Annotated in this window: 13 protein-coding genes; 7 read left to right on the top strand and 6 right to left on the bottom strand. The window is 48.2% G+C overall.

All coding sequences use genetic code 11. The features are described 5' to 3' along the window. Positions 1-9 precede the first annotated feature (9 nt). On the top strand, positions 10-3,192 hold the full coding sequence (locus ACYVGO_RS05640; protein ID WP_460968206.1) for an efflux RND transporter permease subunit: 3,183 nt from the start codon (positions 10-12) through the stop codon (positions 3,190-3,192). Between the two features lie 88 nt (positions 3,193-3,280). On the opposite strand, the gene ACYVGO_RS05635 is transcribed toward ACYVGO_RS05640, so the two are convergent. The 3 genes from ACYVGO_RS05635 to ACYVGO_RS05625 all read right to left on the bottom strand — a co-directional run bounded on the left by ACYVGO_RS05635 (position 3,281) and on the right by ACYVGO_RS05625 (position 4,617). Then, positions 3,281-4,003 (bottom strand): RluA family pseudouridine synthase, encoded by a 723-nt coding sequence (locus ACYVGO_RS05635; protein WP_460968204.1) that lies wholly within the window; start codon positions 4,001-4,003, stop codon positions 3,281-3,283. A 140-nt stretch (positions 4,004-4,143) separates the two neighbouring features. Next, positions 4,144-4,383, bottom strand: a complete 240-nt coding sequence (gene rpmB / locus ACYVGO_RS05630; protein WP_142776191.1) for a 50S ribosomal protein L28 — start codon at positions 4,381-4,383, stop codon at positions 4,144-4,146. A 66-nt stretch (positions 4,384-4,449) separates the two neighbouring features. After that, on the bottom strand, positions 4,450-4,617 hold the full coding sequence (locus tag ACYVGO_RS05625) for a DUF5522 domain-containing protein (protein ID WP_246859353.1): 168 nt from the start codon (positions 4,615-4,617) through the stop codon (positions 4,450-4,452). A gap of 86 nt (positions 4,618-4,703) precedes the next feature. Between ACYVGO_RS05625 and rocD the strand changes: the two genes are divergently transcribed. Next, positions 4,704-5,957, top strand: coding sequence for an ornithine--oxo-acid transaminase (gene rocD, locus ACYVGO_RS05620; RefSeq protein WP_460968201.1), 1,254 nt, complete (start codon positions 4,704-4,706; stop codon positions 5,955-5,957). A gap of 134 nt (positions 5,958-6,091) precedes the next feature. Here the strand turns inward: rocD and ACYVGO_RS05615 are convergent, their stop codons facing one another. Further along, positions 6,092-6,691 (bottom strand): RNA polymerase sigma factor, encoded by a 600-nt coding sequence (locus ACYVGO_RS05615; protein ID WP_460968199.1) that lies wholly within the window; start codon positions 6,689-6,691, stop codon positions 6,092-6,094. 143 nt (positions 6,692-6,834) lie between these two features. Beyond that, a complete protein-coding gene (locus ACYVGO_RS05610; RefSeq protein WP_460968197.1) occupies positions 6,835-8,826 on the bottom strand; it encodes a glycoside hydrolase family 127 protein in 1,992 nt (663 codons plus the stop codon). 154 nt (positions 8,827-8,980) lie between these two features. Between ACYVGO_RS05610 and ACYVGO_RS05605 the strand changes: the two genes are divergently transcribed. The 5 genes from ACYVGO_RS05605 to ACYVGO_RS05585 all read left to right on the top strand — a co-directional run bounded on the left by ACYVGO_RS05605 (position 8,981) and on the right by ACYVGO_RS05585 (position 14,433). Next, positions 8,981-9,661 carry a response regulator gene (locus ACYVGO_RS05605; protein WP_460968195.1) on the top strand — a complete coding sequence of 227 codons (681 nt, stop codon included), beginning with the start codon at positions 8,981-8,983 and terminating at the stop codon, positions 9,659-9,661. Beyond that, complete coding sequence (locus ACYVGO_RS05600) at positions 9,661-11,034, top strand: sensor histidine kinase (protein WP_460968193.1); 1,374 nt, start codon at positions 9,661-9,663, stop codon at positions 11,032-11,034. The genes ACYVGO_RS05605 and ACYVGO_RS05600 overlap by 1 nt, the downstream gene beginning before the upstream one ends. A gap of 305 nt (positions 11,035-11,339) precedes the next feature. Continuing rightward, on the top strand, positions 11,340-12,290 hold the full coding sequence (locus tag ACYVGO_RS05595; RefSeq protein ID WP_460968192.1) for a hypothetical protein: 951 nt from the start codon (positions 11,340-11,342) through the stop codon (positions 12,288-12,290). A 46-nt stretch (positions 12,291-12,336) separates the two neighbouring features. Further along, on the top strand, positions 12,337-13,524 hold the full coding sequence (locus ACYVGO_RS05590; RefSeq protein WP_460968190.1) for an endonuclease/exonuclease/phosphatase family protein: 1,188 nt from the start codon (positions 12,337-12,339) through the stop codon (positions 13,522-13,524). An 84-nt stretch (positions 13,525-13,608) separates the two neighbouring features. After that, positions 13,609-14,433 (top strand): SGNH/GDSL hydrolase family protein, encoded by an 825-nt coding sequence (locus tag ACYVGO_RS05585; RefSeq protein ID WP_142776199.1) that lies wholly within the window; start codon positions 13,609-13,611, stop codon positions 14,431-14,433. Between the two features lie 42 nt (positions 14,434-14,475). On the opposite strand, the gene ACYVGO_RS05580 is transcribed toward ACYVGO_RS05585, so the two are convergent. After that, entirely contained in the window at positions 14,476-15,417 is a 942-nt protein-coding gene (locus ACYVGO_RS05580) for a cation diffusion facilitator family transporter (protein WP_142776200.1), read from the bottom strand. Positions 15,418-15,557 lie beyond the last annotated feature (140 nt).

Here is a 15,557-nt window from a genome sequence, read left to right as displayed (position 1 = left end):
TTTTACATTATGATTCAGAAACTAATAACATTTTCCCTCAAAAATCGCTGGATCGTAGTCGGGCTGGCGGTGGCGGTTATGGGGTTGGGATTGTGGTGCTTCAAACTGCTGAAGATTGAGGCTTATCCCGATATTGCCGATACCAACGTCATTGTGATTGCCAAATACGACGGACGAGCGGCAGAGGAGGTTGAGCAACAGGTTACTATACCGCTCGAACGGGTCCTCAACAGCGTCCCACACGTTACGGATCGTCGTTCCCGAACCATTTTTGGCCTATCGGTCGTGCAGTTGAATTTCGATGAAACGGTTACCGATTACTTTGCCCGTCAGCAGGTTATCGAACGACTTAGCGGTGCGCAACTTCCCGATGGTGTTTCACCCGAGCTAGCTCCGCTCACCACAGCAGTAGGCGAGATTTACCGCTATGTAATTGAAGCCCCAGCCAGTATGACGCCTATGCAACTGCGCGATTTGCAGGACTGGGTCATTATTCCGCAATTACTCCAGGTACCGGGCCTGGCCGACGTAACCACCTTTGGCGGCCCGATTAAGCAGTTTCAGGTTATCCCGGACCCGGCCAAACTCCGGAAATACGATCTGACATTGCAGGATGTGATTGATGCCGTTCAGAAAAACAACCAGAATACGGGTGGTAATGTCATTGCGCGGGGTGGTCAGGGTTTTGCTGTCCGAGGTTTGGGGGCACTCAAAACCCCCGACGATGTGCAACATATTGTTCTGAAAGCCAACGAAGGGGTACCCGTGTTACTCCGCGATGTGGCCAGCGTGGAAATCAATCCGCCCTCGCCATCGGGTATTTTAGGCTACCGGATTCCTGACGAGAATTTAGATGTAATTGGCGCAACGGAAGGGATTGTACTGCTGCGTCGGGGTGAAAATCCGAGTGAAGTACTGGAATTGCTTAAGGATAAAATCGCTGATCTCGAAGCCCGTGAGTTACCCAAAGGCGTGCATTTGCGGGTACTGTATGATCGTGGATTTTTGATCGACCACTCACTCGAAACAGTAGCGCATACGCTTATCGAGGGTATTTCCATCGTGGCTATTCTGCTGGTCTTGTTTTTGGGCAGTTTACGGGCCGCTTTGGTCGTTACCGTTACCATTCCGTTCTCGTTACTGTTTGCCTTTATCCTGATGAAACTGGTGGGTATTCCAGCTAACCTACTCTCATTGGGCGCTATCGACTTCGGGATTATTGTGGATGGAGCTAGTGTCATGGCCGAGCACCTCATAAGGCGCTATCGAGCGTCCGGCCCCGCGGATCGAAACCAGGGTATCGTGAATGTCACGGCTCGGTCGGCGGGGGAAGTGGCCAGAGAAATTTTCTTCTCGGTTACCATCATTATTCTGGCGTATATGCCCATTTTATTGATGCAACGGGTTGAAGGAAAGCTGTTTAGTCCAATGGCCTTGACGCTCTCCTTTGCCGTTATTGGTTCATTAATCTGTGCGCTGACGGTAATTCCGGTGCTGATTTCGTTTGCCTTCCGTAAGGTGCTTGCGCCAGATGGTAAGCCGTTGAAAGGACATAAAAACTTTCTGCTGTCGCCCCTGGAACGAGGCTATCAATGGCTCCTGAAATCAACGTTAATGCGGTCACCTAAAATCGTGGTTGGCGTTGGTATGACAATTGTTCTTATTATGATTGGCTTCGGACTAAAACTGGGTACTGAGTTTCTGCCGGAGCTGGACGAGGGGTCTATTTTCATGAGGGCCTTTATGCCATCGGGCATCACGATTCAGGAAAACGCGAAGATTTCGCCCAAAATCAGAGATATCATTAGTGAGTATAAACCGGTCAGTTTTGTTATTACACAGGCCGGTCGCAACGACGATGGAACGGACCCCTTCCCAACAGACCGTACCGAAATTCTGATTGGGTTGAAAGATTACAGCACCTGGTCGGATACGATTTCGAAGAAAGAAATTGTGCGCTCCATGCAGGGAAAATTGCAGGAAGCGTTTCCGGGCGCGTTCTTCTCATCAGGTCAGCCTATTATTGACCAGGTCATGGAAATCGTAACGGGCAGTGCCGCCGATTTAGCTATTTCAGTAGTCGGTAACGACCTGACGCTGATGCGGGCTAAAGCCGACAGCATTGCCAGTCTGGTACGGGCCATGAATGGTGCGGTATCTGTGAACATTGAACAGGAAGGCCCTCAGGATCAGCTAGCGATCAAGATTAATCGCCCGGCTGCGGCTCGCTATGGGATCAACGTTGCCGAAATTGAGAACATGATCGAAGCGGCTATTGGCGGAAAAGCCATTGGTTCCATCTATGATGAGGCCAAACGCTACGATATTGTGGTACGCTTCACGCCTGAGAGCCGGGGCAGTATCGACGCCATCCGGTTGTTGCAGGTACCTTCAGCAACGGGCGCTCTGATTCCGATGAATGAACTGGCTGATATTCGCTACGTGCAGGGACAGACAAACATTTATCGCATCAACGGAAAACGGATGGTTACGGTCCGTACAAATATCCGGGGGCGCGATCAGGGTGGTTTTGTGAAAGAAATCAGCCAGAAGGTACGCCAGCACGTCAAAATTCCCGAAGGCTATAGCGTGATCTATGGCGGCCAATATGAGAATCTGGAGCGAGCTGGTGGTCAATTAGTTATTTCGATTCCCCTGACCATTGTGGTTGTGTTTCTGTTCCTGTTTATGCTGTACGGAAACGTTCGCGATACGCTGCTGACACTCACCTGTTTGCTGTTCGCGCTGGGCGGGGGGATTGGTGCCTTGCTGCTGCGAGGTTACAACTTCAATGTATCAGCGGGTGTGGGATTTGTGTCGATCTTCGGCATTTCGGTGATGGCAGGTGTATTACTCGTATCGGCGCTGAACCGTAACCTGATCAACAATCCGAAGTCGCTGTTAGAAATCACTATCGAGACAGCTCAGGAGCAGTTCCGGGCCATTATGGCCATTATGGTCGTCGCCATTATCGGTCTTGTACCAGCGGCTATTTCGAGCGGTATCGGTTCCGACGTACAACGTCCGCTGGCTACAGTGATCATCGGTGGTTTGACAACAACCTTGTTGTTCGCCCCACTGATTATTCCGCCTTTATTTTACCTTGTCAACCGAAAACGGCCTCGCCCAACGCCGTTAGATTCTACGGGCCATCACATTCCCGAGCCAATTGAGGAAGGGACGGAGATTTAGTGAATAATGTAAAATGAATAATGGTTAATGTATAATGCAGGCTAGGCTTTTCATTATACATTAACCATTATTCATTTTACATTAAACTTCAGGCGAACTTCTCCAACTGCTTTACCAGCACGTTAAAATCCTTTGGATAGGGGGCCACAAAGGTTTGCTCTTCGCCATCCAGTAGTGTAAATGTCAGGGAATGAGCGTGTAAGGCAACACGGTGAATGAGCGGCAGCTCCTCCGTACCTTCCTTTAAATTAAATTTACGCTTCACTTCCGATAGATAGACTGGCTTTCCGCCATAGGTTGCATCGTTGACGATCGGCGCTTTCAGGCACATCAAATGCACGCGAATCTGGTGCATACGGCCCGTAACGGGCATGCACTCTACCAGCGTCGTTGTTCGATACGCCTGTAAGGTATTGAAAATCGTTTCGGCAACTTTCCCCTTTTCGCGATCAATCCGCACAGCCGTGCCGTCCTTAATCGGAGAAATAGGCAGATAAACGGATATACCCTCGAAATTATGCACCCCGTTCGTTACGGCATGATACCGCTTTGTGACTTCGCGGTGCTCGAACTGCATGGCCAAGTGCCGGTAAGCTTCCGGATTTTTAGCAATTGCCAGAATACCCGAGGTTTCTTTATCTAACCGATGGCCAAGCTGTGCATCTGGATAGTACGCCTTAGCCATCCGCACAATGCTTTGACCACCCCGGTCGGGCGTCCGTTCATCAAGCGACGCCACATGGGGCGGCTTGTTAATCAGTATATAATCCTTATTCTCAAAAACAATGAGGTCTTCAAAATTCAGTTTCACAATTCGAAGTCTGTAGTTTGAAGTTATTTGTTAGCGTAAGAGGTAACTTCGAACTACAGACTTCAAACCTCAAACTATAAACTAAACACAAAAAGCCTCCTCCTAACCGGAAGAGGCTTGATGGACTATCTTGCGAAAGACTATACGGACAGCGTGCCGCGTTCGTAAGCCTTCTGAAGTGTAGCTTCCAGACCGTTTTTGTTGATGGTCTTAATGGCCGATGTAGCCACTCGTAACGTAATCCATTCCCCGGTCGATTCAACGAAGAACCGCTTCTTTTGCAGGTTCGGGAAGAATTTACGTTTGGTTTTATTATTAGCGTGAGAAACGTTGTTCCCCGTGCGTGTGCGCTTTCCTGTGATTTGACAAACTCTGGCCATTACCGTACTCGTTTTCCGTATGAGGGCGCAAAATTCGCTAATTAATTCATAATCTGCAAGTCCTTATTACTTTTTTTTGAATCCATAGGGGCAGTGGCGGCATCCGTTCTGGCAACAATAGCCCCGTTTGAGGTGATACGTTGCCGTAAAAACGACATAACCTTCGGGCGTGTAGTAATAGTCATCATCCGCCAAATGGGGAATTTTTTTCTTCGGCGGTTGAGATCGCATCATGTTTGGGCGTCTGTTGAAGAAGACGTATTTTTGAATATAAACGGTCAGGTTGACCAATTGGTTGCAGATTTTAACCGCTTCTCACTATGATAATCGAACCTACAGAACCAGTCTCTTCTGCCGATAAGGCTATGGAACTGGAATGGCATTACGGTGCTCATAATTATCATCCCATTCCGGCGGTATTAACCCGGGGCGAGGGCGTCTTCGTCTGGGATGTAGATGATAAACGGTATTTTGATTTCCTGTCGGCCTACAGTGCCGTCAGTCAGGGACATTGCCATCCGCGCATTATCAATGCCATGATCCAGCAGGCACAGCGGTTAACCCTGACATCGCGAGCTTTTTATAACGACAAAACAGGTCTTTGCGAAAAATACCTTTGTGAATACTTCGGCTTCGACAAAGCCCTGATCATGAACTCCGGAGCAGAAGGTGGCGAAACCGCCTTGAAACTGACCCGTAAGTGGGCCTATAAAGTTAAAGGGATTCCGCAGAATCAGGCAAAAGTAGTCTTTGCAGCCGGAAACTTCTGGGGACGAACATTGGCGGCTATTTCATCATCAACAGATCCCAGTAGTACCAACGATTTCGGCCCCCTATTGCCGGGTTACATTGTTATTCCATATGACGACCTGACTGCGCTGGAGGATACGTTTAAAAGCGATCCGAATATTGCAGGTTTTATGGTAGAGCCGATTCAGGGCGAAGCGGGCGTTGTTGTGCCCCACGAAGGCTACCTACGGGGTGTACGCGACTTATGCACGCAGTACAACGTCTTGTTCATTGCCGATGAAGTCCAGACAGGCATTGGCCGTACGGGCAAGCGCATTGCCTGCGATCATGAAGGTGTTAAGCCAGATTTGCTTGTGTTGGGTAAAGCACTCTCGGGCGGAACAATGCCGGTATCGGCGGTACTAACGTCCGACGAAGTAATGCTAACCATTAAACCCGGCGAACATGGCTCGACGTATGGAGGCAACCCGTTGGCCTGCGTCGTTACTATGGAAGCTCTTCAGGTAGTTGAGGATGAGAAGTTGACGGAGAATGCAGCGGCTATAGGTGAAATTTTCCGCGCCCGGATGTCGGCCCTGAGTCAGAAAACCGAACTTGTGAAATCAGTACGTGGAAAAGGCTTGCTGAATGCCATTGTGATTACAGAACGGCCTGATCTCGGTGAAGAAACCGCCTGGGAAATCTGCCTGAAACTGAAAGACAATGGTCTGCTCACTAAACCAACCCACGGCGACAAAATCCGCTTTGCGCCCCCGCTCGTTATCAATGAAGAGCAAATGCATGAAGCCTGCGATATAATCGAGAAAACTATTCTTGAGTTTTAACTGTGTTGTCGTACCGACCCTCCCAGTCGGTACGACAACACAGTTTGAACCGCTTCTATGTTACTTGTACTCACCCAATTTAGATTCTATTTTGGCAAAGCACAAGTAGCGCTTAGTTAAGGCAGCTAATTTATTTAGGCTAGCGCTAACAAGCCCACAAGAAGCAGGCCTAGCAGAGGGGCCAGATAGTGGATCTGCTCACGAAGATGAGAAAGGGCTTTGTGAAGCGTATTACGAACAGACTTTTCAGTAATGCCCATGATAGCCGCAATTTCGCGCGTCTTAAAATTCTCATAAAAACGAAGCGTAACCACTTCCAACTGTCGTTGGGGGAGATCTTGAAGTAGCTGGGTTAACCGTTGGGCTAACTGTTCTTCCTGCTCCTGCTCTACCAGCAGTTGCTCTGCCGAGTGAAACGTAGTATCAGCAAAGGCCGATGAAGAAACGGTATCGGATCGTTTCTCTTTTTCGCTCATTCGGTAGAGCTGTCGGCGGAGGGAGCGAAACAAATAGAACTTCACGGAATCGGCCGTTGACAGGTTTTGCCGCAGACGCCATAACTCAATGAATAGATCCTGAATGGCATCTTCAACCGAACCTACTTCAGGGAGTAATTTAAAGCCATAGCTGTAGAGCGGGCTATAATAGCGTTGATACAATTCGGCAAAAGCCAGCTTATCGCCCTGTTTGAGGGCATTCCAGATGAAATCGTCAGATTGCCGTTCAATAGTCATCTATTGTCTGTAGACTGGAAGTAAGATGTAAGCCGATAAACCACCCAAGAAGATTGAAATTTTCACAAATTCAACCTCTATAGTTATATTCTTGATAGATTAAACAAAAGTAATAAGTTTAGCCGATAGCATCAATATACCACTCAGTCGGTAATTTTCACTTCCTTAACCCGGCTTGGTAACCATACCTGCATAGGACTTTTGCCCCGGTTTGCCCACGCATAATAGGGAATGGCGGTGATGGTTCGTGGGCTTGTTTGCACTGCCAGCCCGTCGGGAGACGCTTCAACAACGGATAGATTGGCCTGAATAGCGATGACGGGTTCGTCAAGAATCTGGTGAGGTTTCGTAGCAAATGTGGCTTTAGCCGGTACAAGGATATTCCACGCCCGACCACCATTATCTGCGCCTTCAACGCAATACACTAGCGGACCGCGCTGGAGAGCAACCCGATCCTGATTAGCTTTCACATCAGCTCGGGACGTAACCTGCCGAACGTCCATTGGCAGGGCCACCTCAACAACATCGCCTTTTTGCCAGGTACGATCGATCACCAGATAGCCCTTTTCCTTGCGATAGGCAACTGGCTTCCCATTTAGCAGGACATTTATGGCTGTTTTGACACTATCGGTAAATTGGTAAAGTTTGCCAGGCGCAGGTACGTTTTCTGCCCAACCTGGTAGCCTGACGTGTAAGGCATACGCGACTTTTTTTGCTGGATTAACGGTAATTTTTATGGCCCCTTGCCAGGGATAATTCGTATCCAGTTGAAGCGGTATACTAGTTTTTCCAATTGTGACTGTTGTATTGCTGGCCACAAACAGATTTACCCAGATTCCCTGCTCCGAACGGCCATAAATATAATCGCCCAAGGAAGCAACCAGCCGGGCAATATTTGATGGGCAGCAGGCGGTTCCAAACCATTCACTCCGGCCATAATTACCGCTTGACGATAGTGGGTTGCCATAAAAAAAGCGATCTCCGCTCAGGCTTAGGCCGTCTAAGGCCCCATTGTATAAACTCCGCTCCAGTACGTCAATGTATTTGCTTTCGCCCGTGAGCAGGTTCATGCGCTGATTCCAGAATACCATGCCTACCGATGCACAGGTTTCGCAGTAAGCCGACTCATTGGGTAAGTCATAGTCTTCCGTAAATCCTTCGTTACGGCCCGAAGAACCGATACCGCCAGTCAAATACATATTTCGGTAAACAACGTCTTCCCAGACCGTTGTCATGGCAGTCAGGTAACCGGGATCGTTGGTAGCTGCGGCTACGTCGGCCGCACCCGTGTACTGGTACATAGCACGCACAGCGTGACCAGTAATTTCTTTCTGCTGCTTTACGGGCACATCATCCTGACAATACTTGGGGTTTTTCCACTGATCCCAGATAACACCCTTACCAAAGCCATGACCACGCTGGTCCAGATACCAATCGGCCAGTTTCAGATAGCGATCCTGATGGGTTACGTGGTATAAGCGCATTAGGGCCAGTTCAATTTCCTGGTGCCCACTTACCCAGGGCCGGTTTTTAAGCCGAAATGTCGAATCAATATGATTAGCAAAGCGGATGGCCACATCGAGCAGTTTCCGTTTACCGGTTGTATTGTAGTACGCAACAGCCGCTTCAATCAAGTGACCAGCGCAATAATCCTCGTGCTTTTCCATATCGGTCCAGCGTTTGTCTAAGCCCGTCAGCGTATAGTATGTGTTGAGATAACCATCAGGCAATTGGGCTGCGGCAATCTTGTCAATCCATTCATCGGCTTTCTGTTGAACGGCTGCATCGGGGTGATTTTTAAGCGAGTACGCCATGGCTTCAATGGCCTTGTATACGTCGCTATCATCGTAGTAAATGCCCTCGTGCTGAATGTCGCCCAGCTTTTCGTTCTGTTTACGGGCCACTTTTTCGAAGTTGCGGATACGACCCGTTTTTTCTTCCGTCTGCACAATACAGGCGCGTAGGGTTGCCGTAGCCACTTTGTCTAGTTTAGGCTTCCAGAATTGATCCGTGATATTCACCTGAGCAAACCCAACCGGCTCAAATCGTTGAACAAGCAGTTGAGCGTGCGTGGCTATTGTGGCCGAAATCAGTAAGGCAAGGGAAAGGGTTAACTCCCGTTTGATACGTGTCATAGTTGTAAAAGCAGTCAGGTACATTCTAAAGCAAGTGCCGACCTGGTTTTACGCAGGTGACCAGTTCCATGACCTACCTACCCACCTGACTTTAGGTCAAAAGGCGCTTCTATGGCTTTATTTCTATAAATTCGAATGCAGAAATAGCCGTGCCATGAAAATTCTGATTATTGAGGATGAAGTCAAAACGGTTCAGAGCATTAAGCAAGGGCTCGAGGAGCACCAATGGGAGGTCGATGTAGCCTATGACGGAACGATGGGGTTTCAGTTGGCCGTCCGGTCAGCGTACGCCCTTATTATATCCGACATTATCCTACCCGGCATGAATGGCCTTGAGCTTTGCCGGAAGCTACGGGAAGCCAATGTATCTACCCCTATTTTGATGTTAACAGCCCTAGGTACTACAGACGATAAAATTGTAGGGCTCGATGCAGGCGCGGATGATTACCTGATCAAACCCTTTGAGTTTCGGGAGCTTATGGCGCGAGTCAGGGCACTGACCCGCCGGAGTAACGGGTTGATTCCAACCGCCAACCTGCTAAAAATTGCGGATTTAGAACTCGATCCGGATGCCAAAAAGGTGATGCGGGCGGGCAAAGAAATTTCGCTGACAGCCAAAGAATTTCAACTGCTGGAATACTTCCTGCGGCATCAGGGACGGGTAATTTCTAAGGTTGAATTGGCGGAGAAACTCTGGGACCTGACGTTCGATACCGGCACGAATATCATTGAAGTGTATATCAATTTCCTGCGCAAAAAGATAGACAAAGACTTCGATCCTAAATTGCTCCATACACAGATTGGTATGGGGTATGTTGTAAAGTTATTGTCGTAATGATAAACATCCGCACTCGACTTACTTACCAATTTGTCTTTCTGGTAACGCTTATTCTCCTGTTTTTCTCGCTTGGTGTTTATTTTTTCAGTCAGCTTTATCTGGAAAAACGGTTTTTCAAGCGCCTTCAGGATCGCGCTATTACCACCACAACCCTCCTGTTTGATTTAAAGCAAACCGATAGCACCGTTTTGCGGCTCATCGATGCATCGGGGAAAGAGCCGTTGCTCAATGAGAATATTTCGGTTTACAATGAAAAGACCAAAGAAGTCCTGTTTTCCACCAACCCGGCCAATACCAGTTTCCACGAGCAATTCATCCCGCAACTCGATTCGACTTCGCAGACGCTGTATCTACACAAAAATGAGTATCAGATCGTAGCCATTCACCTAACCAATGGAAAAGACAGTAATTGGGTGATTGTGAGCGGCATTGATCAGACTGGCCGAGAAGCACTGGATGACCTGAAGAAGATATTGATGATCATGATTCTGGCCGCTATTCTTTTGCTTGGCATTTCGGGCTGGCTTTTTGCCGACCGGGCTCTGGCTCCCATGTCGGGCATTATCAGACAGGTCAAGACCTTTTTCCCCGCGAACGTGGAGAAGCGGGTAGAGCATCCGAATCGATCTGATGAAATTGGGCTTTTGGTGGCTACCTTCAATCAGTTACTCGACCGAATTGAGCAGGCGTTGAACACCCAGAAAATGTTTATTGCCAATGTATCGCACGAGTTAAAAAATCCGCTCACTAAGATCAATTCGCAGATTGATGTGGCGCTCATTCAGAAACGCAATCCGGAGGTATATGAACGAACGCTGCAATCACTTCAGGAGGATACCCGCAACCTGACCCAACTTACCAATACACTGCTGGAACTGGCGAATACATCCATTCAGAGCAATACCATGCTATTTGAGCCAGTTCGGATGGATGAACTACTCTGGGAAACAAAAACGCAGTTGCAGCAGTGGCACGATGATTACGTAATCCAGCTTACGTTTACTGATTTTCCGGACGACGAAGAGGCTCTGATCACCCACGGCAACAGGCCCTCACTTAAGGTATTGCTGATGAATCTTATGGATAACGCCTGTAAGTTTTCCCCGACCAAAACAGCTACCGCCGATTTTCGATCCACAGGGGGTAACATAACAATAACCGTTTTCAATGAGGGTGCTCAGATTCCAACAGCCGATTTACCATTTATTTTTCAGCCTTTCTTTCGGAGCAATGCCACTGCACTGTCGAGCAAAGGACATGGCGTTGGGTTAGCCATTGTGTCGCAGATTATCCAGCTCCACAAAGGCGACATTGCGGTACGCTCTACACCCCAGGGTACTACGTTTATCCTGACGCTGTCTAGTAATTGACCTATTTTAATGCTAATCTTATAGAGGTCTCACGTTCTCGCTTGGCTTCGCCGAGTGATGGCTATTTTTTTAACGGCCTCTGGCCGGAGGATAGAAAATCAAAAACGGGCCAGAGGCCCTTGAAGGAATAGTCCTCACTCGGCGAAGCCAAGCGAGAACGTGTGTCAAAACCCCAATCAATGCCTGTATATCATTCACACGGAACCCCTGAAAGGTGCCCCTATTTTAAGGTAAATTTAAGGTTAGATTAAGTCCTGATTAAGTTCGGTTTCGTTGCTTTGCAGATGACCAACTCAACCAGGAGCATGGAATCAGAAGCCACAAGTAATCAGCAGGGAGCCCTGAACATGACAATCGGAGCTTTAGCCGGTATACTGGCCTTGCTAGCCTACCTGTTTATTGGCTCCCGCAACGAAACCTTAGAAGTCCAAAAGCTACTAACGTCTAAAGTAGAGCAATTTGCCTCTACGCAGGTTAAGCTCGATTCAATTTCAACGGTACTGGATGCGAAGATTAGCGAAGTCCGTCGGCTTGGGGGCAACCTTACCGAGCTGGAGCGCATTAAGCGGCAGCTTGAGAATGACAAGAAGAAGTTAAAATACGACCTTACTTTCTCGATTCAGAAGTACAGTTTGAAAATCCGGGATTACACTAATTTCCTGAAACTCCACGAGAGCGATATCCATAAGCTAAAAGTCGAAAATGGGTCATTATTAAGCCGAACCCGTGCTCTTGAGGAGGAAAAGGAGAGCATCCTCAGCGAAAACGAAGGGTTAAAGAACGAAAAGGCAGCATTAGCCAAAACGGTGATTGACTACTCCGTCCAGAATGCCAACCTGCAGAATCAAGTGACGCTGGCTTCGGCCATGAAGGCGATCAATGTGGAGGTAACTGCGCTGGCGGACAATGGAAAAGAACGCCGGGGAGGCACCTACAAGGCCTCGCGTATTGATCGGCTGAAAATAACGTTCATCATGCCGTCGAATCCTATAGCGGAAACAACTAATAAAGATATCTACCTACGCATACTGGATAGCAACGGAGCCGTTGTCAGCGAAAACGGGATTGGTGGCGTCATGTTGTTCAATGGGCATGAGCTTGGCTATAGTGCCCGGCAAACAGTACCCTTTGAGAATAACGACCAGCGGGTTGATCTCTTTTTTCGCCGGGATATTTCTTATAAACCAGGTACTTATACCGTCGAGTTATACGCAGAAGGCTTCCGAATCGGTGATAGCCGTTTCGATGTAAAGTAACCCACAAGCCTTTCCGGCTCGTATTATTTACCTCACTACTCAAGTTATGGAAACTCTATACAAATTTTCAGGCTCTCTATCGCCGGCCTTGCAGCGTTTAGGAGAAATGCTGCGCGACGGAGGCCGATGGCTGCTTGATAAATACCGCCAGTTCCCAATTGCTTACACAACCCTCAGCTATCTGTTTTTCACGATGGCGTTTAGCTACTACCCGGTAGATGGCCATTGGCTGACAGGTTTTGTGATGATGACTTTACCACTGGCCATTCCCTGCGGTTTAGCAGCCTGTATTTACCTGTTCTATAAGCAACAGAAGGGGATTGCGTCTGCCGGGCTGATCTGGGTTTTATTTTCGTTTGTGGTTGTAAAACGACTATTGGGCGTAAGTCCCGGCGATATGGATATCCGTCAGATGGAGAGCCTGAAAGTGCTGAGTTTCAATAGTGAAACGTTTCCCCTTAGCGCAGATAATGGCTTCGATGCCTCCCCTCTACAAGCCGACATTGCCTGTTTTCAGGAATATTCGCCCAATGCACAGATCGAAGACCAATACACAACCAAATTTGAAAAGCTGACCTGTTTCGATAAGGGCCGGGAAATAGGGTTGGCCTTATTTTCCAAATACCCGATTGTGAATCAGTACGGTCGTATCTGGAACCGAACCTTGGGGCCAGATATTAATGGTTTCCTCTGTGCCGACATCGCGTACGGAGCTGATACAATTCGGGTGGTAAACGTACATTTATGGTCGATGGGCGTGCGAACGAATGAAGCCGTAAGCGCCTTGAAGGCAGGTAAATTAGGTACATTTTGTGCAGCCCTATCGGATACTTTTCACAAGCTGAAAGAAGGATTTGAACATCGGAATGAACAACTAAAGGAGGTAGAATCGTACGTAGTGGGCAGCCGCTATCCGGTCATTATTTGCGGAGATTTTAATGAAACACCCATTGGTTATTCGTACGGAAAACTTAGTCAAAACTTCCGAAATGCGTTTGAGGAAGCGGGACAGGGCCTTGGCTTTACCCTTAACCGGCACCCCTATTGTGTACGAATCGATCAGCAGTTTGTGAGTAGTGACTGGCATATTAAAACCTGCCAAACCCTTTCGGGCATTTCCTTCTCCGACCACTTCCCCGTAGTAGCACAGTACGTGCTCAAAAAGTCGTTAAGTAACCCACCCGATATACTGACACAGCGTAGGCAGCTCGGTCATGCCATGGCCAGCAACTGAGCGTATTTGCGCAGAAACGCCAGAAATCATCAGTAAATGGTTCGTTAGCGCCCCTTTTCGAGGGGTATTAATGAATTACACACGATGAAGAATTTAGTCCTACTCATAGTCCTCATTGGTTTAACCAGCTCAGTTACCCACAAAGACCTTACCTGGACGGCCATTGGGGACTCGATCACCTATTTAAATGAGCATCTGGACGAAACCGGCAACCGAATTACCAAAGGATACATGACCCGAGTCGTTGAGCGACTGCCTTATATCCATTATACCAACCAGGGGCATAATGGGTGGACTTCAGGCGGCATTGCAAATTCAATTGACAAATTAGGACTAACCAAAGCCGATATCTACTCCGTCTTTCTGGGTACCAATGACTGGTGGGCAGGCCGTCCGTTAGGTCGTCTGGAGGATTATCAACGCAACACGGGTAACGGTACGGTGTACGGTTCGTTCCGCATTATTGTCAACAAGCTTCGTAGCCTAAACCCTCAGGCCCCGATCATTTTAATCACCCCGATGCAGCGGGTGGATTTTGTCTATCTGGCAAATTTCAAAAACAATGCATATGGATCATACAAAGCCAAAAATGGCCAATACCTCGAAGCGTTTGCCAATGCCATTGACTCAATAGGCCGCTTCGAGCATTTGCCTGTTGTTGATCTCTACCATATGAGTGGCCTGCAAGCGAAGAAGTTAGTGAAGTACAAGCGGCTGAAAGATCCCCAAAGTGGTACATACACCAATTATGCCTATCCTAAATTCATTGACATACCGTTTAACCCCGAAACGGATGAGTACCCCTACCCTACCGGAGCCATTGATAAGACCTATGATGGCTTACACCCCTCCGATAAAGGGTATGCGTTGATTAGCAATCGGCTGATAAAGGTTATCAAACAATATTGAGGCTCCTAGCTTAAATCTACTAAATTCTAGTTTAGCAACTCACTATCGATCTACACCCGTCTTAGGAAGGCCCGCCTGGTTTTCGGGCATGGCCATTGGCTGGGTATACGCGTGTTTGATCGCCGGGAAGTCCTGCCGAATCGAGTTGTGGATGCGCACAATGGCTTTATTGATTGCATCCGTTGTTAAATCAGGCTGAAAGACCACGCCTTGTGCAAGCGTAATCTCTTCCGGACCCAGGTAGATAGTGGCTATCTGGATTGCTTTCAGAACTGCCGGATCGGCTTCGGTTAGGGCTACCAGTTGATTCGACGTAGCTGCGTCGACGCCTTCGCCCAGCAACAGGCTCTTACTTTCGCGGGCCAATACTACAGCCACTGCCACCAGCAATAGACCAATAAAGATTGACGCCAGGCCATCCAGGTATGGGTTTTTAAAGATATGTCCCAGAAATACACCCAGAAAAGCAATGATCAGCCCTAATACGTCGGAGGCATCTTCAAATAAAACAGTGAAGGTAGCTGAGTCTTTACTGTCTTTTATGGCCGCCCAGAACGGCTGACTTCCGCGCTGGATCGTAAAGGCTCGCCAGGCAGTAATCAGGGAATAGCCATCTAAAACAAACGCAATGCCCAACACAATGTAATTCCAGAAGGGGTCTTCAATCAGTTCTGGATGCTGCATATGGGTTACGCCTTCATAGAACGAAACACCCCCACCCACCGCAAAAATCAGGAGTGCTACTACGTACGACCAAAAATACTGTTCCCGGCCGTAGCCAAAGGGGCGTTTCTGATCGGGTGGTCGCTGACTTCGGCTAATCCCCAACAATAACAGCACTTCGTTTAAGGTATCAACCAGCGAGTGAATACCCTCCGAAAGCATGGCCGAACTGCCTGTTATACTAGCTGCTACGAACTTAGTGGCGGCAATACCCAAATTAGCAGCTAGTGCCGTGTATAATGGTGTTTTAGAGGAAGCCATAGTAGTGAAACTGAACCTGGTTCCAGATGTTCGAACCCCAAACTACTTCTTTTTATGGACAATGGCACTCGCGATGTCGGTTACTATTACTCGTGATGTCGGTTCCTTATAACCGACATTTTTAGGTTTCTCAAAACCTA

The sequence above is a fragment of the Spirosoma migulaei genome (assembly GCF_054776855.1).
The sequence above is the reverse complement of the archived record's forward strand: the minus strand, read 5'-3'. Positions and strand labels throughout refer to the sequence as shown.